This window comes from Arthrobacter sp. Y81, assembly GCF_002929335.1.
Classification (GTDB): Bacteria; Actinomycetota; Actinomycetes; order Actinomycetales; family Micrococcaceae; genus Arthrobacter.
The window spans coordinates 52,396-72,222 of record NZ_PJIL01000003.1 but is presented as its reverse complement, the minus strand read 5'-3'; the positions used below and the strand labels follow the sequence as shown (position 1 = coordinate 72,222).

Annotated in this window: 20 protein-coding genes and 2 pseudogenes; 11 read left to right on the top strand and 11 right to left on the bottom strand. The window is 66.5% G+C overall.

The genetic code is table 11. The features are described 5' to 3' along the window. Positions 1 to 438 carry a hypothetical protein gene (locus tag CXQ91_RS05495; protein ID WP_104172926.1) on the top strand — a complete coding sequence of 146 codons (438 nt, stop codon included), beginning with the start codon at positions 1 to 3 and terminating at the stop codon, positions 436 to 438. A 55-nt stretch (positions 439 to 493) separates the two neighbouring features. Here the strand turns inward: CXQ91_RS05495 and CXQ91_RS05490 are convergent, their stop codons facing one another. Beyond that, complete coding sequence (locus CXQ91_RS05490; RefSeq protein WP_181038789.1) at positions 494 to 838, bottom strand: heavy-metal-associated domain-containing protein; 345 nt, start codon at positions 836 to 838, stop codon at positions 494 to 496. Between the two features lie 222 nt (positions 839 to 1,060). On the opposite strand from CXQ91_RS05490, the pseudogene CXQ91_RS25685 reads away from it, so the two are divergent. From CXQ91_RS25685 to CXQ91_RS05450, 10 genes and pseudogenes are all read left to right on the top strand, one after another. Further along, positions 1,061 to 1,267 (top strand): annotated as a pseudogene (locus CXQ91_RS25685) (DUF2933 domain-containing protein); the annotation flags it as partial. A 39-nt stretch (positions 1,268 to 1,306) separates the two neighbouring features. Then, positions 1,307 to 1,966 (top strand): methyltransferase family protein, encoded by a 660-nt coding sequence (locus tag CXQ91_RS05485; protein WP_374953634.1) that lies wholly within the window; start codon positions 1,307 to 1,309, stop codon positions 1,964 to 1,966. Between the two features lie 51 nt (positions 1,967 to 2,017). Continuing rightward, the gene (locus CXQ91_RS05480; protein ID WP_104172923.1) at positions 2,018 to 3,124 is read left to right on the top strand and encodes an ABC transporter permease; all 1,107 of its coding nucleotides are present in this window, start codon (positions 2,018 to 2,020) and stop codon (positions 3,122 to 3,124) included. Then, entirely contained in the window at positions 3,121 to 3,849 is a 729-nt protein-coding gene (locus CXQ91_RS05475) for an ABC transporter ATP-binding protein (protein WP_104172922.1), read from the top strand. Before CXQ91_RS05480 ends, CXQ91_RS05475 begins: the two co-directional genes overlap by 4 nt. Before the next feature lie 2 nt (positions 3,850 to 3,851). After that, entirely contained in the window at positions 3,852 to 4,127 is a 276-nt protein-coding gene (locus CXQ91_RS24725; protein WP_181038788.1) for a hypothetical protein, read from the top strand. Beyond that, positions 4,066 to 4,353 (top strand): LOG family protein, encoded by a 288-nt coding sequence (locus CXQ91_RS05470; protein WP_104172921.1) that lies wholly within the window; start codon positions 4,066 to 4,068, stop codon positions 4,351 to 4,353. Before CXQ91_RS24725 ends, CXQ91_RS05470 begins: the two co-directional genes overlap by 62 nt. Before the next feature lie 63 nt (positions 4,354 to 4,416). Further along, a complete protein-coding gene (locus CXQ91_RS25680; RefSeq protein WP_374953627.1) occupies positions 4,417 to 4,890 on the top strand; it encodes an EamA family transporter in 474 nt (157 codons plus the stop codon). Positions 4,891 to 4,961: 71 nt separating this feature from the next. After that, positions 4,962 to 5,225, top strand: coding sequence for an SHOCT domain-containing protein (locus CXQ91_RS05460; RefSeq protein WP_181038787.1), 264 nt, complete (start codon positions 4,962 to 4,964; stop codon positions 5,223 to 5,225). Positions 5,226 to 5,385: 160 nt separating this feature from the next. Beyond that, a complete protein-coding gene (locus CXQ91_RS05455; RefSeq protein WP_181038786.1) occupies positions 5,386 to 7,995 on the top strand; it encodes a heavy metal translocating P-type ATPase in 2,610 nt (869 codons plus the stop codon). Positions 7,996 to 8,004: 9 nt separating this feature from the next. Further along, positions 8,005 to 9,366, top strand: coding sequence for a phenylacetate--CoA ligase family protein (locus CXQ91_RS05450; RefSeq protein ID WP_104172920.1), 1,362 nt, complete (start codon positions 8,005 to 8,007; stop codon positions 9,364 to 9,366). Positions 9,367 to 9,382: 16 nt separating this feature from the next. Here the strand turns inward: CXQ91_RS05450 and CXQ91_RS24720 are convergent, their stop codons facing one another. The 10 genes and pseudogenes from CXQ91_RS24720 to CXQ91_RS05405 form a co-directional block, all read right to left on the bottom strand. Continuing rightward, on the bottom strand, positions 9,383 to 9,961 hold the full coding sequence (locus tag CXQ91_RS24720; protein ID WP_181038811.1) for a hypothetical protein: 579 nt from the start codon (positions 9,959 to 9,961) through the stop codon (positions 9,383 to 9,385). Between the two features lie 202 nt (positions 9,962 to 10,163). Continuing rightward, positions 10,164 to 10,445, bottom strand: a pseudogene (locus CXQ91_RS25215) (GAF domain-containing protein); the annotation flags it as partial. Between the two features lie 336 nt (positions 10,446 to 10,781). Then, on the bottom strand, positions 10,782 to 11,798 hold the full coding sequence (locus tag CXQ91_RS05440; RefSeq protein WP_104172919.1) for a DUF4862 family protein: 1,017 nt from the start codon (positions 11,796 to 11,798) through the stop codon (positions 10,782 to 10,784). A gap of 120 nt (positions 11,799 to 11,918) precedes the next feature. Then, positions 11,919 to 12,875, bottom strand: a complete 957-nt coding sequence (locus CXQ91_RS05435; protein WP_104172918.1) for a sugar kinase — start codon at positions 12,873 to 12,875, stop codon at positions 11,919 to 11,921. Beyond that, the gene (locus CXQ91_RS05430) at positions 12,872 to 13,558 is read right to left on the bottom strand and encodes a bifunctional 4-hydroxy-2-oxoglutarate aldolase/2-dehydro-3-deoxy-phosphogluconate aldolase (protein ID WP_104172917.1); all 687 of its coding nucleotides are present in this window, start codon (positions 13,556 to 13,558) and stop codon (positions 12,872 to 12,874) included. Before CXQ91_RS05430 ends, CXQ91_RS05435 begins: the two co-directional genes overlap by 4 nt. Before the next feature lie 36 nt (positions 13,559 to 13,594). Next, the gene (locus CXQ91_RS05425) at positions 13,595 to 14,992 is read right to left on the bottom strand and encodes an MFS transporter (protein ID WP_258073843.1); all 1,398 of its coding nucleotides are present in this window, start codon (positions 14,990 to 14,992) and stop codon (positions 13,595 to 13,597) included. Positions 14,993 to 15,057: 65 nt separating this feature from the next. Next, on the bottom strand, positions 15,058 to 16,110 hold the full coding sequence (locus tag CXQ91_RS05420) for an alcohol dehydrogenase catalytic domain-containing protein (protein ID WP_104172916.1): 1,053 nt from the start codon (positions 16,108 to 16,110) through the stop codon (positions 15,058 to 15,060). Then, positions 16,107 to 17,630, bottom strand: a complete 1,524-nt coding sequence (locus CXQ91_RS05415) for a mannitol dehydrogenase family protein (RefSeq protein ID WP_104172915.1) — start codon at positions 17,628 to 17,630, stop codon at positions 16,107 to 16,109. The genes CXQ91_RS05420 and CXQ91_RS05415 overlap by 4 nt, the downstream gene beginning before the upstream one ends. Before the next feature lie 2 nt (positions 17,631 to 17,632). Beyond that, the gene (manD, locus tag CXQ91_RS05410; protein ID WP_104172914.1) at positions 17,633 to 18,850 is read right to left on the bottom strand and encodes a D-mannonate dehydratase ManD; all 1,218 of its coding nucleotides are present in this window, start codon (positions 18,848 to 18,850) and stop codon (positions 17,633 to 17,635) included. Further along, complete coding sequence (locus CXQ91_RS05405; protein WP_104172913.1) at positions 18,847 to 19,827, bottom strand: 2-hydroxyacid dehydrogenase; 981 nt, start codon at positions 19,825 to 19,827, stop codon at positions 18,847 to 18,849. Before CXQ91_RS05405 ends, manD begins: the two co-directional genes overlap by 4 nt.

The following is a 19,827-nucleotide window of genomic DNA, read 5'->3' as shown; positions in this document are numbered from 1 at the left end:
GTGACCGCTGACCACTCCTCCCATCTGCACCCAGTGCCCGGCCCCGACGGCGGGACGGTTCCGGCAGTGCGGACCGTCCGGGGCAGGCTCCACGCGCTGTGGCACACGGTGGTCGGCGCCGTGGGCCTGATCATGGGGCTCCTGCCGCATGTCCTGCACCACGTCGGGCTGCTCGCCGGGACCGCACTCGTGGCAGGATCCGGCGGCACCGCGCTGTTCGGGGCGCTGGGGCTCCTGGCGTCCATTCCCATGCTGGTCCGCCTTTACCGGCGGTTCGGCAGCTGGATTGCACCGGCGCTGGGACTGCTGGTCTTCGCCGCCATGTTCTCCCTGTCCGCGTTCGTCATCGGCCCGGCCATCAGCGGCACCGGAGGGGACGTGACTCCCGGCCCGGTACCCACCGTGGACCACACCGGCAACCACACCGGAGGCCACTGATCCCCGGGCCGGTCCCGGGCGCCGTGCTGACCGCGTCCGGCGGAGCGTGTGGAGGCTACTTCGCGCCGGCCAGGACATAGCCGGAGGAGCGCACGGCCTCAGCCAGCGCCTCCCGGTCCGCGGTGCCGGTAACGCTCAGCCGCGACATTCCGCCCGGGACCAGGTCCACCGCTGCCGACTTAACCCCGGGTACCCCGGACACGGCCTGTTCAACGGTCCGGACGCAGTGACCGCACGTCAGCCCTTCCAGGGAGTACTGCGCGGAGGATGCCGCAACCTCCGACCTGGCGGCGGCCGTCGCCGCAACACGCGTTTCGGCGGCGGGCGAGCAGCAGCTGCAGCCCTGCTGCGCCGTGGAGGCCAGGGGGAGCTGGGTTCGTGTTTCGAGTGTTCCGCACATGTCAGTTTTCCTTTGAAGCGAGGGATAGGAAAGAGCTGTTGCGGTTGAACGGCTGTAACGGCCCGGGCCTGGACAAACCACGTCACTGGCAACACACAAAGAATACCCCATGGGGGTATCTTGCGCAAGGGGTGGCTGGCCCGGGCGGCCTCGCCCGCCTCTACGTACTGCGGGCCGTTAGGCTCCACCTCTGGGGTACTACCGGGCGGGACACTCGGGGGTATGAGCAGCATCTCCGACCCGCAGCAGTTCCCGCCGCTGCGGCCGTCCCCGCCCTGGACGCAGGCCCTGACCGTCCTCATTGCCGGAGCCGCCGTGTACCTGATCTCCAACCACTGGCTGCATGTCCTGGACGCACTGCCCTACCTGTGGGTGGTGCTCATGATGGGCATGCACATGTTCATGCACGGCGGCCACGGGGGTCACGGCGGCGCCGGCCGGCCCGGGGTGGCGGGGAAGGGGCCGGACATGTCCACTGACTACAGCTATGACCTGTGGTGGCTGGTGATCCTCAATTCGGCGGTGTTTATCATCTTCGCGTTCATCTTCGTCCGGCCCAGGACGAAACTGGGCTGGCGGGCGCTGGGCGGATTTTCCGCGTTCGTCGTGGCGCCGTTCACCGAGATGTACGGCTTCCCGCTGACGATCTACCTGCTCTCGGGATGGCTGGGGAACCGGATACCGGGCCTGGACCTCCAGAACCACAACTCCGGTCATTTGTGGCAGGACCTCACCGGCTGGCAAGGGGATCCGCACCTGAGCCCGCTGCACCTTCTTAGCAACGTGCTGATCGCGGCAGGGTTCATCCTGCTCTACCGGTCCTGGCAGGTCCTCTTCGCGGCTCAACGGGACCACCGCGTGGCGACCACGGGACCCTACGGCACGGTGCGGCATCCCCAATACGCGGGTTTCCTGACCATCATGGCCGGGTTCCTGTTGCAGTGGCCCACGCTGCTGACCCTGCTGATGTTCCCGGTCCTGGTCATCGTCTACCTGCGCCTGGCCCGGAAGGAGCAACGCCTGATGGACGCCGAATTCGGCGCAGCCTATGCCGCCTACCGCCGGCAGGTCCCGGGGTTCGTCCCCCGGTTCGGACACCGCCCCGCCGTCACCGGGCAGAAACTGTAGGCAGAGATCTGTGAGGGCCGGGCGGCCGGACACGGCAGAGGGGATGGCTCCATGCTGTTCCTGGCGATAAAGAACCTGGTCCAGGAAAAGACCCGGCTGCTGATCAGCGTCGGCGGGGTGGCGTTCAGCGTGCTGCTGATCATGAGCATCCAGGGCCTGTACCAGGGCTGGAGCAACAAGATCGGCGAATACATCCGCACCGTGCCGGCAGACTACTGGATCACCCAGACCGGCGCGACGGACATGTTCCACACCCCGTCCGTGCTGCCCCTGACCGTCCGGGATTTTCTCACCGGTGTTCCAGGAGTCGCCAGCGCCAAACCGTTCAGCGGCCGCCGCGTCGCGTTTGCGCACAACGGAAAGGACATCAACGTCTACGTCATCGCCGACGACACGGAGATCAACGTCGGGGCCCCCGCACGGGTGGTCGAGGGCAAAGCCGTCCCGGACAAGGGCGAGATCATCATCGACCGGGTGGTCGGACGCAGCGAAAACATTCGGATCGGGGACACCATCCCTGTCGCCGGCAGGACGCTGAAAGTCGCCGGCTATTCCGAGGGCGGATACATCCTCAGCTTCTCCTTCGCATTCGCCACCAAGGAAGACGCCGAAAGCATCCTCCAGCTTCCGGGAGCCACCAACTTCTTCCTCGTCACGGTCAAAGACAGCACCGACGCAAATGAAGTCGCGTCCCGGATCGAAGCCGACCCGGCGGTGGATGCCATCACCAAGGACAGGTTCGTGGAAAACAATACGAACATCGTCCGGGACACTTTCCTGCCGATCATCCTGGTTCTGCTGCTGATCGGGATCGCCGTGGGCATGACCGTCATCGGCCTGACCATCTTCACCTCGACCATCGAAAAAGCACGCGAATACGGTGTCCTGAAGGCCATCGGGGTGAGCAACCGCCGGCTCTACACCGTAGTGGTGGAGCAGGCCGTCACCGCAGCCGTGCTCGGGTACATCGTCGGGGCGGACCTCGCCCTGGCCGTCAGCGCCGCCGCGGGAACCTTTGTTCCGGAGTTCATCACGGAAATCCGCTGGCTCGATGCGGCCTGGATTTTCGCCGTCACCCTGGCCATGGCCGTGGTGTCCTCGCTGCTGCCGGTCCGCCGGCTGGCCCGTATAGACCCTGCGGAAGTGTTCCGCGCATGAGCGTCGTCTCGGTCGAAGACGTGTCCAAGACCTTCGGGGCCGGACACACCGCAGTGACCGCCGTGGACCACGTATCCCTCAGCGTTGACGCCGGGGACATTGTGCTCGTGATGGGACCCTCCGGGTCCGGAAAAACGACCCTGCTGTCCATGATCGGCACCCTCATGTCCCCCACGACCGGCCGGATCCTCATCTCCTGGCAGGACACGTCCACCCTCGGACCCGCTCAACTGTCACGGCTGCGGCTGAAGGAATTCGGCTTCGTCTTCCAGACCTTCAATCTGCTGTCGGCCCTGACCGCGGAGGAAAACGTCATGATGCCCCTCGTCACGGCCGGAGTGCCCCGGAAAGAGGCCCGCGCCAAGGCCCGGATGGCGCTGGAGCAGCTCCAGCTCGGACACCGGCTGCGGAACCTGCCCCGGGACCTCTCCGGCGGAGAGAAACAACGCGTGGCCATCGCCCGGTCCCTGGCCAACGACCCCCGGCTGATCCTCGCCGACGAACCCACCGCCAACCTGGATGCGAAGACCGGCCAGGACGTGACCCTTCTCCTGTGTGAAACGGCCTGCCGGGAAAACCGGGCGGTCATCATCGTCAGCCATGACCAGCGGCTCCGGACGGCCGCCAAACGGGTCATTACCGTCGAGGACGGACGACTCACAGCCGAAGAACCCGGGGAACACAACCTGAACTGCCGCATGCACCCCGGAACGGCACCGTCATGAAAATGACTGACGACGAACTGCTCGCGGCAATGGCCGACCCGGCCGAATACACGGTCCGGTTGGAACGGATCAGCGCCGAAATCGACGCCGGATTCGGCCTGCTCTCCGCTCGGGTGGGCAAGGCAGTCGCTGTGTTCGGATCGGCACGCCCCGGGTCCGGGGATCCCCGCTACGCGGTGGCCCGGACGATGGGGGCACGGTTCCGCCCGGAAACTCATGTTCGTCCGGTACGCCTCGGCCTTCGTCGTCCTTCCCGGCGGGTTCGGAACCCTGGATGAACTCTTCGAAGCCCTGCCCCTCGTCCAGACCAGAAAAATCCATGAGTTCCCCGTGGTCCTGATCGGAACCGGGCACTGGGCCGGGCTCATGGCCTGGATCCGGGAGCGGCTCCAGGACCAGGGATTCATCGCCCCCGATGACATCCGCCTGCTGCGGAGCACCGATGACATCGACGAAGCCGTCGAACTGATCCAGCAGTGCCACCTGCGCCAGCTCGGCCCCTGATCCCGGACGCGCGATGAACGGGCCAGCCGCGGGAGAGGGCAGGGGAGCACCCGCCCCGGGACCATGCTCTGGATCACCGCCCCATGGGGCCTGTGTTTTCTAGCCATCAGACTGGGCCTGCAGGACGCACTGGTCCTGTGGTTCGCGGCCCTGAGGGCACTGATCGCGGCAGCAGCACTGCTGTTGCTCTGCCTGGTTCGGCGCAGGGGCCTGCCCCGGGGGCGGCGGACCTGGGCGCTGATCACGCTGATGGGGGTTACGAATGTCACGGTTGCCTTCGCCGCAATGTTTGCCGGGACCGCCGTGATGGCCATCGGCGCCGGAGCGGACAGAAGCCACGCACTCCCGACTGGACCTCCTGACTGCCTGGACGCTGCTCGTGCCCGTCATTGGCATCGGCGTCTCCCTGTTCCTTCCCGGGGAACGGCCACCCCCGGTGGCAGCGGCCGGCACCGGTCTGGTCCTGACCTCCCTCTGGCTTGTGCTCCGCCAACCCCGCCGCGGAACAGGGAAGAGCAGAGGGACCAAAGACTCTGACGCCACGCACCGCCCGGGACGATAGTGAACGCAGAGGCACTGGTACATCCGTGCGCAGGGAGGAAACAGCGATGATGTATTGGGACGGCAACATGGGCGTCTGGGGCTACATCGTGATGGGGGTCAGCTTTGTCCTGTTCTGGGGCGCCATCATCACCGCCATCATCCTCTTCGCCCGCGCCATGGGAGCAAGAGGCCCCCGGTACGAGCCCGGCGCACCGGGTCCGGGCATCGCAGACAATCTGCTCGCCGAACGGTTTGCCCGCGGCGAAATCGATGAGAGCGAATACACCGCCCGCCTCACTGTCCTTCGACGCGCCCGCGGAGAACGGTGAACCGACATGGCGCACCCGCCTTGACGTATACCCCTAGGGGGTATACGTTCGGGGTAACCGGAAAACGACGTCTCAGGCGGGAGCCTCTACGCAGTGAAGGTCCGACAGCGGGTGAATCTCCCCGTTGCCCTCCACGGACACCCCTGCGAAAGGACGCACGATGACCACTGACCCGAAGCCCGCCGCCGGCGGAGCAGTGACCACGCCTCTGAAAAGCACTGTCGTGGAAGTGCGCGGCCTGCACTGGGCCACCTCCAAGACGGTCGTGGAACACGTGCTGCTGCAGCGGCCCGGAGTCGCCACCGTCGACGCAAATCCGGTCGCCCAGACCGCCACCGTGAGCTTTGACCCGTCCGTGACCTCGGTGGAGCAGATATCCGGGTGGATCCGGGACTGCGGATACCACTGCCGGGGCGAATCGGTCCCCGACCACGTCTGCTACCCGATGGACGAAACCACGCGCACGCCCGGGATGACGCATGACACCGCCACGAAGACCGGTGCCGGCCACCCGCCGTCCGGACACATCCACCCCGCCGCGGCCCAGCCAATGGAGCATATGCATCCAATCGAGGGTGACCACCCGGGCATGCAAGCCGGTCATGCGCCGGAAACGGCGAAAACGCACACCGGGCATGTCCATCCGCCGGCGGACAGCCATGACGGCCATGCCCCCGGCCCGCACGGTGAGATGCCCCGGACCCCGCAGGACATGATGGGCCACGGCGGACACCATACCGGAATGTCGATGGATGACATGGTCAAGGACATGCGCAACCGGTTCCTGGTCGCCGCGGTCCTCTCCATCGGCGTGACCCTGTGGTCGCCGATGGGCCGCGACATGTTCGGCTTCACCGCCCCGACGCCGTTCGGTCTCCGCGACGACGTTATGGCCCTGATCCTGTCGCTGCCGGTCATCTTCTACTCTGCCTGGATTTTCTTCGACGGCGCCTACCGGGCGCTGAAGGCCCGCACCCTGGACATGATGGTCCTGGTCGCGATCGCCGTGGGCACCGGGTGGCTCTACAGTGTCTGGGTGACCCTCACCGGCGGCGGTGAAGTGTTCTACGAGGCTGCCACCGTCCTTGCCTCCTTCGTGCTGCTGGGCCACTGGTTCGAGATGCGCGCACGGGGCGGGGCGAACGAGGCCATCCGTACGCTGCTCGAGCTTGCGCCGCCGGTCGCGGTCGTGATCCGAGACGGCGACACCGTGGAGATCCCCACCTCCGACGTCCTGACCGGGGACCTACTGCTGATCCGGCCGGGATCGAAAATCCCTGTTGACGGGGAGGTCGAGGACGGCCAGTCGGAGGTCGATGAGTCCATGGTCACGGGCGAGAGCCTTCCGGTGACCAAGACGATCGGCTCGGAAGTGATCGGCGCGTCCATCAACACCACCGGCACGATGCGTGTCCGGGCCACCAAGGTCGGAGCCGACACCGCCCTGGCCCAGATCGTCGCCCTCGTCCAGGAAGCCCAGAACTCCAAGGCTCCGGGCCAGCGGCTGGCCGACCGGGCCGCGTTCTGGCTGGTCCTGGTCGCCCTGATCGGCGGAACCGTGACGTTCGCCGCCTGGCTCGCCCTCGGCGCCGGCGTCCAGGCCGCCCTGCTGTTCGCCATCACCGTCGTCGTGATCACCTGCCCCGATGCGTTGGGGCTTGCCACGCCGACGGCCATCATGGTCGGAACCGGACTCGGTGCCAAGCGCGGCGTCCTGTTCAAGAACGCCACCGCCCTGGAAGTCTCTGCCCGGATAGACACCGTCGTGATGGACAAGACCGGCACCCTGACCAAGGGCGAACCTGAAGTGACCGACGTCGTCGTTGACGGAATAAGCGAAAACGAACTCCTGACGCTGGTCGCTGCGGTGGAGCAGGAATCTGAACACCCCCTCGCCGCGGCCGTGGTCCGACACGCCCGGGAGCGCGGGGCACCCGCGCTGGCGGCCTCGGATTTCCTCAATGTTCCCGGTCACGGGGCCGGAGCGACCGTGGACGGGCACCGGGTGCTGGTCGGCAACCGCAAACTCATGGCCGACGAAGGCATCGACCTTGGACCGCTGGCCGCGGTGCGCGACGAACTTGCAGCCACCGGACGGACTGCCGTGCTCGTCGCTGTGGACGGCCGGGCCGCGGCGGTGATCGCGTTGGCGGACGCCGCGAGGGAAACCGCGGCCGCCGCCGTCGCGGCCCTGCACGAAGCCGGGATCGAAGTCGTCATGCTCACCGGAGACAACGAAGCGACCGCCCAAAGGATCGCCGGCCAGCTGGGCATCGACACCGTCATCGCCGAAGTGCTCCCCGGAGACAAATCAGCGAAGATCGCCGAACTGCAGCAGCGCGGAAGGGTGGCCATGGTCGGCGACGGCGTCAACGACGCTCCGGCGCTGGCCCAGGCCGACCTCGGCATCGCGATCGGCGCCGGCACCGATGTGGCCATCGAAACGGCCGACGTCGTCCTGATGCGTTCGGACCCGCTGGATGTGCCCATCGCCCTGCGGATCGGCAAAGGCACCCTGCGGAAGATGCGCCAGAACCTGGGCTGGGCCGTGGGGTACAACGCGATAGCGCTGCCCATCGCAGCCGGGGTCTTCGCGTTCGCCGGGATCGTCCTCAGCCCGGAGATCGCGGCCCTCTCGATGTCCGGGTCCAGCTTCCTGGTCGCCGTCAACGCCCTCCTACTTAAGAGGCTGCGGCTGCCCCGGCCGGAAACGCCCGAGGCCACCACGGCGCGCGCTTCCCGGCCGCTTGCCCCGGCCGGGACCCGCTAGGCCCCCACCATGGACCTCCGCCTCATCTCCCGGGTGCTGTTCCTGCGGGCCGCATGGCGGAGAAGGGACCACTGGGACGCCGCGCGGATCACCGCCCACCAGGAACACGCCCTGCAGGAGCTGCGCCGGGCAGCCTACGCAGGATCGGAGTTCTATCGGCGCCATCACGCCGGGCTGCACGACGCTCCCCTGAACCGGCTGCCGCCCGTGACGAAGGCGGACCTGATGGACCACTTCGACGAGGCCGTCACCACACCGGACCTGAGGCTGGAGGATCTGGAGAACCACCTGCGGGCCCTGACGGAGAGCGGAGGAGACCCGGGGGTGCCGTGGAAAGGCCGGTGGTGGGCTGCGGCAACGGCCGGGACCACGGGCCGGCGCGGAACTTTCGTCTGGAACCGTTCGGAATGGGGGACCGTCCTGGCGTCCTACGCCCGCGCGAACGACTGGGCCGGGATCTCCGCCGGGCTGACCCGACCGCTGAAAATGGCCCTGGTGAGCTCCCGCGTCCCCACACACCAGTCCGCCGTCGTCGGTGCATCCCTGCGCTCCGGACTTGTCCCCGCCCTCCGCCTGGACGTCACCGCGCCCATGGATGAGACGGTCGCCGCGCTGAACCGCTTCCAGCCCAGAATATTGGTCGGCTACGCCTCAGCACTCAAACCCCTCGCGGCAGAGCAGCGCGCCGGACGTCTGCACATCTCACCGCAGGGTGTGATGTCCGCCTCCGAAGTGCTAAGCCCGCACACCGCCTCGGAACTGGAGGCGGCCTGGGGAAGCGCCCCCTACGATGTCTACGCCGCCACCGAAACGGCCGGGATCGCCTCCCCCTGCACCTACCGCAACCGCCATGTCTACGAGGACCTGCTGATCATCGAACCCGTGGACCAGGCCGGGAACCCCGTGCCCGCCGGGACAACAGGGGCAAAGCTCCTGGTGACCGTCCTGTTCTCCCGGACCCTCCCGCTGATCCGCTACGAAATGTCCGACACAGTGAGGCTGGGCGCACGGGGCTGCCCATGCGGGCGCTCCTTCACCCTTCTGGAGGACATCGAAGGGCGCATCGAAGACGTCCTGCAGCTGCCAGGCAAGGCAGGCAAAATATATGTCCATCCGATCGTGTTCCACCACGTACTCGATGAAGCCGGGAGTGCGGGGTGGCAGGTCATCCAGGAGCCGTCCGGGCTTCGCGTGCTCCTGGCGGGCCTCGTACCAGGGGTATCCATCGAGGGAGTCCGCGCCGCTGTGATCAGCGCGCTCAATGAGGCCGGCGTCGTGGAAACGCGGGTTGATGTTTACCTGACCGATCACCTCGAACGGACAGCCCTGGGCAAGGCGCCGTTCGTACGAGGGCTGGCCGCACCGCACTAGGCGATTTGTTGGACAGCTAGGACTGTTGCCGGCGGTTCAGCCGAGTCATGAGTGAACGGTTCACCGTGTGCGCGGCGTGGATGTCAGCCGATAACGACGTGATTCTCTTTTCCAGCTCGGCAATCTTTCGGAGCGCGCAGCTGGCCTGTTCCGAGAGGATGGTGTTTTGGGACGTCAACTCCTGGACGCGGAGGCGCTGGGATTGGGTATCCGTGCCGTCGATTTCATCTCCGAGCAGCTCGGAGATGCGGCGCTGCTGGCTCCGTATCTGGTGGCGGAGCCGCTGGTTTTCCTGTCGCAGCAGATCACGTTCGACATGCAGCGAAGCAGTAGCGGAACCTTCCGCCGCTCCTCCTCTCGCCCTGTCCCCGGACGAGGCCCTGTTTTGTGCTTTCCGGACTTCGGTTAACGGTGGTTCCTGACGGACCAGCCAAGGGCTGACCCGCGCCCGGCGCGCAACTTCGGCGATGGTGATGGGAGTGTGAATGCGTTCGAGTGCCTCGATGGCAGAGAGGACGGCTTGCCTTTTGGTCCTGCTGTCTTTTTTCCTTTGCAGCAGCATGGCTGCTGTCTTGGGCTGCGGCGAGGGGGTCACTGCCCCTCCTCCGGGGGGAGATCATCAAGCCTTGTCTCCTGTGCCCGGACAAGGGTTCGAAGGAATCGATCTCACTCTTGGTGTCCGTGATCAGCGACGGACGGAACTTCTGGGCGAGCTGCCGGGCGCGGTGTTCCAGGTGCAGGACGTCAACTACTTGAGCTGCCAGAATTTCGAGGCCGCGGAGTTGTTCGTCACTGATCCGGCCGGTTTCGCGGGAACCGGCGCACAACGTGCCCAGGACAAACCCGTCATCCGTTATCAGCGGTATGGACGCGTAAAACCTGACCCGGCCACGCCGGCCGTCAACGTAGGGGTTGCCGCTGTACCGGGGGTCAAGGGAGGCGTCTTCGAGAACGGTCGGTGACCCGCTGAGAAATCCGACCGCGCACATCGAGTCTTCGCGGGCACACATGTGCGGGTCAATGCCTGCTGTCGCGACCTGATACTGCAGATCCTCGGTGATGATGTTGATCGCCGTCACGGGCTGCCCGCAGACTGTCCGGGCCAGCTCCACCAGGTTTTGCAACCTTCCGATGGAATCGGGACCACAATTCGCGCGTCCGGCCCCGAAGGGATTGGAAGCCCGGCCCCTGCAAGTACTGCGTCCCGTACTATTTCGTTCACCGTTATGGCTGTGAGCCCGGGCGCCAGGAACCGAAGTCGGCCGCGCCGGCCGTGTCCAGGCGTTTCATGCTGCAGTCCCCATGGCTCCAGCATCGCAGATTCTCGCAGGCCACTAAACCAGATCCGCGATTTTGGCCGGTGTCCAAACGTAGGTCGGGTCCCTGTCCCTGTCCCTAATGGCTGGATGGCATGTTCACGCGCACTGGCGGGCGATGGCCAGCGTCTGGGCGATGACGTCGACCCGTTCGTCCACGGTGGCGTGCGGCGGGGCAGCGACTTTGATGCCGCGGACGCCCGTTCGATGGTCCGTCCCGGCGGCCGCCAGGCAGTCCCTGATGCTGTCAGCGGTCATCAACGAGGCGGGTTCGAGGACCCCGGACAAAGCGTAGGCGCGGGGTTCACTCCCGCCGGTTTGGGGCGGAGCAGGCGGCACGTGTACGTCTGCCCAGGCGGGCCCGAACCGGGTCTCGGCGTCGGAGCAGCCTGACAGGACGAGGCCGCCGAGCAGGCCAGCCTGTCGGAGGAACCTGATGTGTTCGACGGCGGCGCCGGCTCTCCGCTGTTCAATGACCGAACGGCCCCAATTGATGCCCAGCTTCACGGAGCGCCCGGTCAGATCGTTGGCCCGGCTGACGGCTTCGACCTCAGCTTCCAGTGTCATGAACCCCTTGGCAAAAGGCCGGCCGGGAGTGAAGGCGTCGCAGTGTTCAAGGACGATTTGTACGCCCTGCCAGTCCCAGGCCGAGATCTCCGTGAGCGAGTCTGTCAGCGCCGACACAGAGGTCCGGCCGCCGTCCGCGACTGGGGCCGCATGAAGTTCCAGGACTCGAACTCCGGACCCGCCGGTATGGGCGCTGAGCCGGTGTGCGGCGTCGAGCGCCTCGCCTGCGAACTCCACGGCGGCTTTGCGCCCCGCGGCGGACGTCGAGCCAAGGCCGAAGGCCGGGTCGGCTTGGAGCCGGGCCGCCGTTCCGGGAATCGTAGTCACGATATATTCGGCAGTGGCGGGAAGCTGCTGCAGGAACCACGGTTCATCGTTTTTGTGGAGCGCGCCGGTGAACGGTATTTCCAGCCCGGCGACACCGTCCAGCGCGAGCACGTCTGCCAGGAACTTGCCTTCGGAGGCCGGGTTCCAGCCCTGCAGGCTGGGGGCGGCGGCATAGGCTCCCACGAAGAATTTTGTGCCGCTGGGGTGCTGGGGTTCATTCATACTGGCTTCGCCTCTGGTTGGGGTGTGGCTCGTGGCTAACGGCAGGCAGCCTCTGTTTTTGCAGATGGCGAAAGAGACTCCACGTCTTCGCCGGGAGCAGGCAGGCCGGTAATTCGGAGGTCAGCGGCTGACAGGTTCCTTCGTGTCGAGCAGGGTGAGTTCATGGCGGCGGGGGAAGCCTTCCCAGTCACCTGGCACGAGGCAGGCGAACGCGCCGGTGGCCGCTGCTGTCCGCAGCCTTTCTTCGGGGCCCCGGCCAGTGACGTATTCGGCAAGGTAACCGGCGACGAACGCGTCGCCGGCACCGACGGTGTCCACAGCAGCAACACTGACTGCATCCTGGCGGAGGACCTGACGGTCGATCAGGGCGAGGGCGCCGTCCGCGCCGAGCTTGATGACAGCCTGGCTTGGACCCAGGTCAGCTATGCGTCGGGCAAGGTCCTCGGGTTCGCCGGTCCCGACTGCAATCGCGGCTTCGTCGTCGCCCGCGAACACAATGTCCGCGAGCGGGATGAGATCCCGGTAGACGCCTGCGGCGCCTTCCCGCGACCAGAGATTGGCCCGGAAATTGAGGTCGAAGGAGACCGGCACGCCGGCTGCCTTGGCCGCGGCGATGGCATAGCTGATGGTTGACTCGGCTTGCCTGGACAGCGCCGGAGTGATTCCGCTGATGTGCAACAGTGCTGCCTGGGAGATGAGCAGTTCGTCGACGTCCCCTGGAGCGATCCTGGAGCCGGCGCTGCCGGCACGGTAGTAGCTGACCCGCTGGGTGGCCGGTGTCCGGCGTTCCTTGATCATCAGTCCTGTTGAGGCTGTGGGGTCGACCGCGATGCGGACGTCCACGCCTTCTGCCCTGATTTCGCGCTCAACAAGCTGGCCCAGGGAGTCGGCCCCCACGCGTCCGCACCATACGGACTGCACACCAAGCCGTTGCAGACCGATGGCGACGTTGGACTCGGAGCCGCCAATCCCCAGGCTCATGGTGGAGGCGTGGGCCAGAGGGCCGACCTGATCGGCACGCATCAGGGCCATGGTTTCGCCGAATGTCAGGACGTACGGTGCAGGGGAGCCGCTCACCGTTTCGCGCCCATCTGGTCTGTGGTCTGGTCGACCAGCTCACGGACACGCCGTGCCCTGGCCGTGAGTTCCCGCAGGTCCCCACCCTTGAAGGCGTCGCCAAGGAGCGGACCGCCGAGGCTCACGGCGAGGGCTCCCGCCCTGATCCATCCCGGTACATCCTCTATGTCCACCCCGCCGGAGGGGATGACCTGAATGTCCGGGAACGGGCCGCGCAGCTGGCCAACGTAACCGGAGCCGACCACGGATGCCGGGAAGACCTTCACTGCGGTTGCGCCGAGTTTCCAGCCGGCATGCAGTTCCGTGGGGGTGAGACCGCCGGGATACACGGCCACGCCCCGCCGGATGCATGCCGCGATGATGCCGGGGTCCGTCACCGGTGTGACGATGTAGGCTGCGCCGAGGTCCAGTGCCGTTTCTGCTTCGTCCGCAGCAGTCACGGTTCCGACGCCGATTTCCAGGCTGTCGCCAAAGTGTTCCTGGAGGCGGGGGAGTTCGTCGAACACGCCCGGTGTGCTCAGCGTCAGTTCGATGCTGAGCACACCGCCCTGCTGCAGTGATTCGATGACCGGGGCATACTCCCTGGCGTGCGTGGCCCGGAGGACAGCTACCACTCTCGTGTCGCGGAGGATGGAGGACGGTGCCGGGCGGGAAATGGTTGCCTGGTGTTCGAGGCGCAGCATGGGTTCCTTCTTCGGAGGTGGTTGGGCCGGAGGGCTTTACTTGGCGTGGCGGGCGTCGGCCAGCCCGGCGTCGGCTAACTCGGCGTCGGCGGGCGCCGGCCCGTTGCCGTGCCGGCGGGCATCCTCCGGATCCGTGAGGTCGCGGTTGAGGGTTTCGGGCGAGAGCCGGGTTGCTATGAAGCTGACGAGCATGACCAGGGACATGTAGATGGCCACCGGGACCCACGAGTTGCTGAAGACTGCCAGGAGGCCTGCGCAGACCATCGGTGCGATGCCGCCGCCGATGATGGAGGAGAATTCACGGCCCAGCGTGACTCCGGCGTAGCGGTAACGGCTGCCGAAAATCTCCGGGAAGTAGCTCATGTGCACGCCGACGACTCCCTGGCAGGCGAGCATGAATCCCACAATGATCACGAGCATGATGGCAATGGGTGAACCGGTGGTGAGGAGCATAAAGGCCGGGGCCGGAAAGAGGACCAGTGCGCCGGTGATGATGGAAACCACCCGGCGTCGTCCGATCTTGTCCGAGAGCATCCCGAAGCCGACTGCGGCAGCGCCTCCGCAGAGAGCTCCGATCAGGAGCACCTGCGGGATGAACTTGGGGTCCGTGCCGACAACAGTGATCAGGTACGAGGCCATGAATACCTGGATGGTGTAGGACTGGGTGCTAACGCCGAAGTTCATCAGGATGACGCGCAGGACGTTGGCCTTGCCGAATTTCGCGACTTCGCGGAGCGGTGCGGGCGGTTCGGTGCGGGCCTGCTTGATTTCTTCGAACACCGGGGATTCATCCAGCTTGCGGCGGATGACCAGTGCGGCGATGGTCACGAAGATGCTGGACAGGAAGACGAGCCTCCAGCCCCAGGTCATCATGTCGTTGGGAGCCAGGGCCTGGGCGCCGATCCAGACCAGGGCGCCGAGCGCGGTTCCCGCGGCGGCACCGACCATGATCAGGGAGGCGAGCTTGCCGCGGGTACCGGGCGCAGCCGATTCCGTCAGCAGGGTGGCACCGCCGGACTGCTCGGCGCCGGCGCCGAAGCCCTGGGCTGCGCGGCAGACACAGAGCAGGAGCGGGGCGAGGACGCCCACCTGTTCGAAGGTCGGCAGCAGGCCGATGACGAGGGTGGCGCCGCCCATCAGCAGCAGGGTGGTGACAAGGATCCACTTGCGGCCGAGCCGGTCACCGAAGTGGGAGAAGAAGATTCCGCCGAGCGGACGGAACAGGAACCCGACGGCGAAGGTGCTGAAGCTGGCCAGCAGGGCGGCCGCGGGTGAAATGTTCGGGAAGAACAGGTGGCTGAAGACCAGCGCGGAGGCAGTGCCGTAAATGACGAAGTCGTAGAGTTCAAGCGTGGTGCCGATGAGGCCTGCCAGGGCCGCCTTCCGGACCTTTTTCTGGTCTACCGCCGTGGCGTGGGGATGTTCTGTGGTCATTTCCATACTCCTTTGAATGGATGTCCTGCATGGACGGTCTAAAGCTCCGCCGGTGCGGGAATGAATCAGTAGCTGATGAGGACCTTGAGGTTGGTGGGGTCCGTGACCGGGGCCGTGAGGGCGGTCGCGGCATCGGCGAGGGGGTACGTGCTGGTGATGATGGACCGCAGGTCCACCTTCCCGGATGAGGCGAGTCCGATCGCCGTCGGGAACGCATGCGCATAGCGGAAGGCAGTGACAAGGTCGATTTCGTAGCGCTGGAGGAAGCCGAGCGGGATTCCGTCCACGGTGGGCCGTGCCTGGCCCACTACCGTCGCCCGGGCTGCCGGCGCCAGGGTCTGAATGCCGTCAATGAGTGCCCTGCTGTTTCCGGAGCATTCGATCAGCCGGTCCATTCCGGTCAAGTCGAGCGCCATTGCCGCCGTATTGATGGTGCGGGTGGCTCCAAACTGCGCGGCGACGGCCAGGCGGTCGTCGTTGACGTCGGTCACGATGACCTCGGCTGCGCCCTGTACGGCGGCAACCTGTGCCACGAGCAGGCCGATGGGCCCTGCACCGGTGATCAGCACCCGCTGGCCGGCCTGCACCTGGGCCCGTTCAATGGCCCAGACGGCGACGGCGAGCGGTTCGATCGCTGCGCCGATCTCCGCCGGGATGGACTCCGGGAGTGCATGGAGCGCAGCTGCCGGCACCACCACGTGGCGGGCGAAAAGGCCGTCCGTGGGCGGCGAGCCGAAGCACGTGCCGGCCGGGCACACGTTGTACCGGCCGGATACGCATGCGGGGCAGGTGCCGCAGGGGAGCGCAGGTTCAATGACGACGGCGGTGCCCGCGGCGACGGCGGCAGTCTCTCCGGCGGCGATGACCACCCCTGCGCCTTCGTGCCCGAGGACGGTGGGCTGGCGGAGTACGTTGGTGCCGTTGCGGCCGTCCGCGAAGTAATGCATGTCCGAGCCGCAGATGCCGCCGGAGCGCATTTCCACGAGGACATCGTTCGGGCCCAGTGCCTTCAGCGGTTTCGGCTCGATGCGGAGGTCTTTGGCGCCGTGCAGGACGGCGGCTTCAGTGGTGCGCGGCAGCGCCGGCTGGTCCGGGAGGCGTACGGCTTGGGTGGTCATGGGATGCTCCGGCTCTGTGCGGGAAGGAGGGCGGTTGACTCGGCAGCAGCGCGGGCGGCGGCCAGGGGTCCGTGCTGGTGGATGATGTCGATCAGTTCACCGGTGCGGTGCATGAAGTCGTCGCGGGTGGCGAGTTCGTCACCGAGGAGATGGAGCTGGCCGATGACTTTGCCGGCGAGTTCCCGGCCGGAGGCGGACCCGGCGGCGAGATTTTGCAGTGATTCCCTGGCGGGGTCCTGCATCTCATGGGCGTGAATGCCGGGGTCGAATCCGTGCAGCGGCGCGATGCACGACAGGTACGCCGCGGTGGTGAGGGCAAGATGGTGGGGCATGACGCCGCCGTCGAGCATTTGCAGCGCGGGGAGGGGGATCCGCTGGCGGAGCTTGACGGATCCGTCCGAGCCCACCTGGCTGGTCCGGTGTCCCAGCGCCGAGTTCCGCCACCGTGAGAAGAGCTGGGCTTCGTAGGCGTCCACGTCGACGTCGGCCGGCACCTGGACGCTGGGCAGGTACTCGTGCCGCAGGATGGCCCGGGCGGCGTTCTCGACGTAGTCCAAAGCCGTGGAATCGGGGATGGTGGCAGCACCGGACAGCGCGCCGAGGTAGGCGATCAGCGAATGAGTGCCGTTCAGGAGCCTGACCTTGAGCTGCTCGTAGCCCGCGACGTCGTCCGTGAAGATGGCGCCGCCGGCTTCCCACGCCGGGCGGCCCGCAATGAAGTTGTCCTCCAGGATCCACATCGTAAACGGCTCCGCGGGGACGGGGATCCGGTCCGTGTATCCGAGCTGCTCTGCGACGAGCGTGCGGTAGTGGTCGGTCGTGGCGGGCACGATCCTGTCCACCATGGAGGACGGAAACGTCACGTTGGCGTCCATCCACTGCAGGATGTCTGTGGCTTCGGCGGCTGGCAGCAGCGAAGCGAACTCGCGGACGAGGCGCCGGGTGTGGTGGCCGTTGTCCGAGAGGTTGTCGCAGCTGAGGATGGTGACGGGTTCGCCATGCGTCCGGGATCGCAGCTGGAGGCCGCGGACGATCTGTCCGATGGGCGTGCGGGGGACCGTGGCTTGCGTCAGGTCATGCTGCACATCGGCGTCGGCCACGTTCAGCGAACCCGTTGCGGGGCTGTACGTATAGCCGTTTTCGGTGACGGTGAGGGACACGATCCGGGTTGTAGCCGCGCCGATTTCCGCGACGACGCGTTGGGGATTTTCCGCCGCGACAAAGGCGTCCGAATGCACGCGCGGCGTGGAGAAGGTCGATCCTTCGGGCGAGATCTCCACCACCGTGTAGGTCATGTCCTGGGCATGCATGGCGTCGCTGACGGCGCTGGAACGGCTGGATACTCCGATGATGCCCCAGTCGCCGCCGTGGGCACTGATAGCGGCGTCGGTGTAGACGGCCTGGTGGGCGCGGTGGAAGTTTCCCAAACCGAGGTGGACGATGCCGGGGGCCGGGACTGCGTCGCGCCGGACGATTCCGGGGGTGGACGCCGTCAGCGGTGCAGGCTGGGGGCGAGTCATGGTCACCAGTCCTTCATGGAGCCGTCGAGCTCACGGGCGATGGGCAGGTAGGCCTGCTTGTACGGGAAGCGGGCAGCAGCCGCTTCGTCCACCTGCACGCCGAGGCCGGGTTCGTCGCCTGGGTGGAGGTAGCCGTCCTCGAAGCGGAAGCTGGAACGGAACACCTCGGAGACGAGGGGGTCGTAGCCCATGTATTCCTGGATGGCGAAGTTGCTGGTGGCCAGTCCCAGGTGCAATGAGGCGGAGAGGTTAATGGGGGAGACATCCGAGGGCCCGTGCGGGGCGCCCTTGATCTGGTAGACCTCGGCCAGTGCCAGGATCTTGCGGACGTGGGAGATGCCTCCGGCGTGGACGACGGCGGTGCGGATGAAGTCGATGAGCCGTTCGGTGATGAGCTGTTCGCAGTCCCAGACGGTGTTGAAGACTTCGCCGATGGCCAAGGGGATGGTGGTCTGCTGGCGCAGGGTGCGGAGCAGCCGCTGGTTTTCGGCCGGCGTCACATCTTCGAGCCAGAACAGGTCCACGTCCTCCAGTGAGCGTGCCAGGCGCGCGGCTTCGGTGGGGTTGAGCCGGTGGTGGACGTCGTGGAGCAGCTTCAGTTCCGGTCCGACGTGCTCCCGGACGGCCGAAAGGATCTTTGGGGCGTGGCGCAGGTAGGCGGAGGTGTCCCAGTCCTCTTCAACGGGCCCGGCACCGCGGCCGGCGGGTTCGTAGCTGGCGGCGCCCTTCGTGACGCCGTAAACCTTGTCCAGGCCGGGAACGCCGGACTGGGCGCGGACGGCCCGGAAGCCCTGTTCGCGGCGCTGGTCAACGGAGTCCAGGAGCTCGGGGAGGTCCCAGCCCGTGGCGTGGGTGTACGTGAGGATTTTGTCGCGGGCCGCACCGCCCAGGAGCTGATAAACGGGGACGCCGAGGGCTTTGCCCTTGATGTCCCACAGGGCCAGGTCGATGGCCCCGATCGCAGCCATGGTCACCGGTCCGCGGCGCCAGTACGCGCCGCGATAGAAGTACTGCCAGGTGTCTTCGATCCGGTCGGCGTCCCTGCCCAGCAGTGCGGGGGCCAGGTGGTCGCGCAGGTAGCTGGCCACTGACAGTTCGCGGCCGTTCAGGGTGGCGTCGCCCCAGCCGACGATACCGTCATCGGTAGTGATTTTGAGGGTGACAAAGTTTCGGCTGGGGCTGGTCACCAGGACGTCGACGTCGACGATTTTGCGGGTCATCGGGAGATCACAACATTCTTGATCGGTTCGTTCTTGGACAGGCGGGTGATGTTTTCCGCGATTTCCCGTGCGCGGCCGCGGAAGGTTTCCGCGGTGACGCCGGAGGAGTGCGGGGTCATGATGATGTTGTCCAGCCGGCCGAACGGCATTGTGGATGGCTCGCCGCGGCCGTCGGGGCCCGGATACTGGTACCACGTGTCGATGGCGGCGCCGGCGATCCTGCGGTCCTTGAGTGCCTCGTACAGCGCAGTTTCATCGACAATCGGACCGCGGGCCACGTTGACCAGCAGCCCGTCCGGGCCAAGGTCGTCGAGCTGGGCGGAACTCACCAAGCCCGTGGTCTCGTCCGTCAGCGGGATGCTGATGACCAGGATGTCCGATTCGCTGAGCGCCTCGGCCAGCCGTTCGGTGGGGCCGGCCCAGCGCAGCGAATTTGCCTGCGGATCCACCGTGCCGCTGCGGGTGATGGCGATGCCCTCGGCGCCAAAAGCCTGGAGCAGGTTCCATGCGGCACCCCCGATGTGGCCGAACCCCAGGAACGTCACCACAGCTCCGCGCAGCGTTTCCGGCTGGCGGATCTCCGAGGAGTAAACGGAGGAGGACCATATGCCCGTGCGCAGGGCGGCGTCCTGTCCGATCAGGTTGCGGCGAAGGGCAACGAGGACAGCGGCGATGTGCTCGGCAATGGAACTTTCGTGATGGAACGTGTTGGCGCAGACAGCTCCGACCGGCAGGGCGTCGGCTTCGATGCCGTCGTAGCCGGCCCCGGCCACATGAACCAGGCGGACGTTCGGGGCCGCCGCGCCCATGGCTTCGGTGAACCGTGGTCCCACGTAGACGTCCGCGTCTTTGAGGTCAGTTAGGACCGAGTGTTCGTTCCAGCTGTCATGCCACGATGCGGTGGTTCCTTCGGGGAGGGCGGCCTCGAACGTGGCTCTTTGGGACATCAGATTGGAGTCAGCAATGACAATTCTCAT

Excerpts from the sequence above, each read along its gene's own strand:
- CXQ91_RS05490 (WP_181038789.1), bottom strand. The coding sequence starts at position 838 with ATGTGCGGAACACTCGAAACACGAACCCAGCTCCCCCTGGCCTCCACG.
- CXQ91_RS05485 (WP_374953634.1), top strand. The coding sequence starts at position 1,307 with ATGTCCACTGACTACAGCTATGACCTGTGGTGGCTGGTGATCCTCAAT.
- CXQ91_RS05480 (WP_104172923.1), top strand. The coding sequence starts at position 2,018 with ATGCTGTTCCTGGCGATAAAGAACCTGGTCCAGGAAAAGACCCGGCTG.
- CXQ91_RS05475 (WP_104172922.1), top strand. The coding sequence starts at position 3,121 with ATGAGCGTCGTCTCGGTCGAAGACGTGTCCAAGACCTTCGGGGCCGGA.
- CXQ91_RS24725 (WP_181038788.1), top strand. The coding sequence starts at position 3,852 with ATGACTGACGACGAACTGCTCGCGGCAATGGCCGACCCGGCCGAATAC.
- CXQ91_RS05470 (WP_104172921.1), top strand. The coding sequence starts at position 4,066 with ATGTTCGTCCGGTACGCCTCGGCCTTCGTCGTCCTTCCCGGCGGGTTC.
- CXQ91_RS25680 (WP_374953627.1), top strand. The coding sequence starts at position 4,417 with ATGCTCTGGATCACCGCCCCATGGGGCCTGTGTTTTCTAGCCATCAGA.
- CXQ91_RS05460 (WP_181038787.1), top strand. The coding sequence starts at position 4,962 with ATGATGTATTGGGACGGCAACATGGGCGTCTGGGGCTACATCGTGATG.
- CXQ91_RS05455 (WP_181038786.1), top strand. The coding sequence starts at position 5,386 with ATGACCACTGACCCGAAGCCCGCCGCCGGCGGAGCAGTGACCACGCCT.
- CXQ91_RS05450 (WP_104172920.1), top strand. The coding sequence starts at position 8,005 with ATGGACCTCCGCCTCATCTCCCGGGTGCTGTTCCTGCGGGCCGCATGG.
- CXQ91_RS05440 (WP_104172919.1), bottom strand. The coding sequence starts at position 11,798 with ATGAATGAACCCCAGCACCCCAGCGGCACAAAATTCTTCGTGGGAGCC.
- CXQ91_RS05430 (WP_104172917.1), bottom strand. The coding sequence starts at position 13,558 with ATGCTGCGCCTCGAACACCAGGCAACCATTTCCCGCCCGGCACCGTCC.
- CXQ91_RS05425 (WP_258073843.1), bottom strand. The coding sequence starts at position 14,992 with ATGACCACAGAACATCCCCACGCCACGGCGGTAGACCAGAAAAAGGTC.
- CXQ91_RS05420 (WP_104172916.1), bottom strand. The coding sequence starts at position 16,110 with ATGACCACCCAAGCCGTACGCCTCCCGGACCAGCCGGCGCTGCCGCGC.
- CXQ91_RS05415 (WP_104172915.1), bottom strand. The coding sequence starts at position 17,630 with ATGACTCGCCCCCAGCCTGCACCGCTGACGGCGTCCACCCCCGGAATC.
- manD (WP_104172914.1), bottom strand. The coding sequence starts at position 18,850 with ATGACCCGCAAAATCGTCGACGTCGACGTCCTGGTGACCAGCCCCAGC.
- CXQ91_RS05405 (WP_104172913.1), bottom strand. The coding sequence starts at position 19,827 with ATGAGAATTGTCATTGCTGACTCCAATCTGATGTCCCAAAGAGCCACG.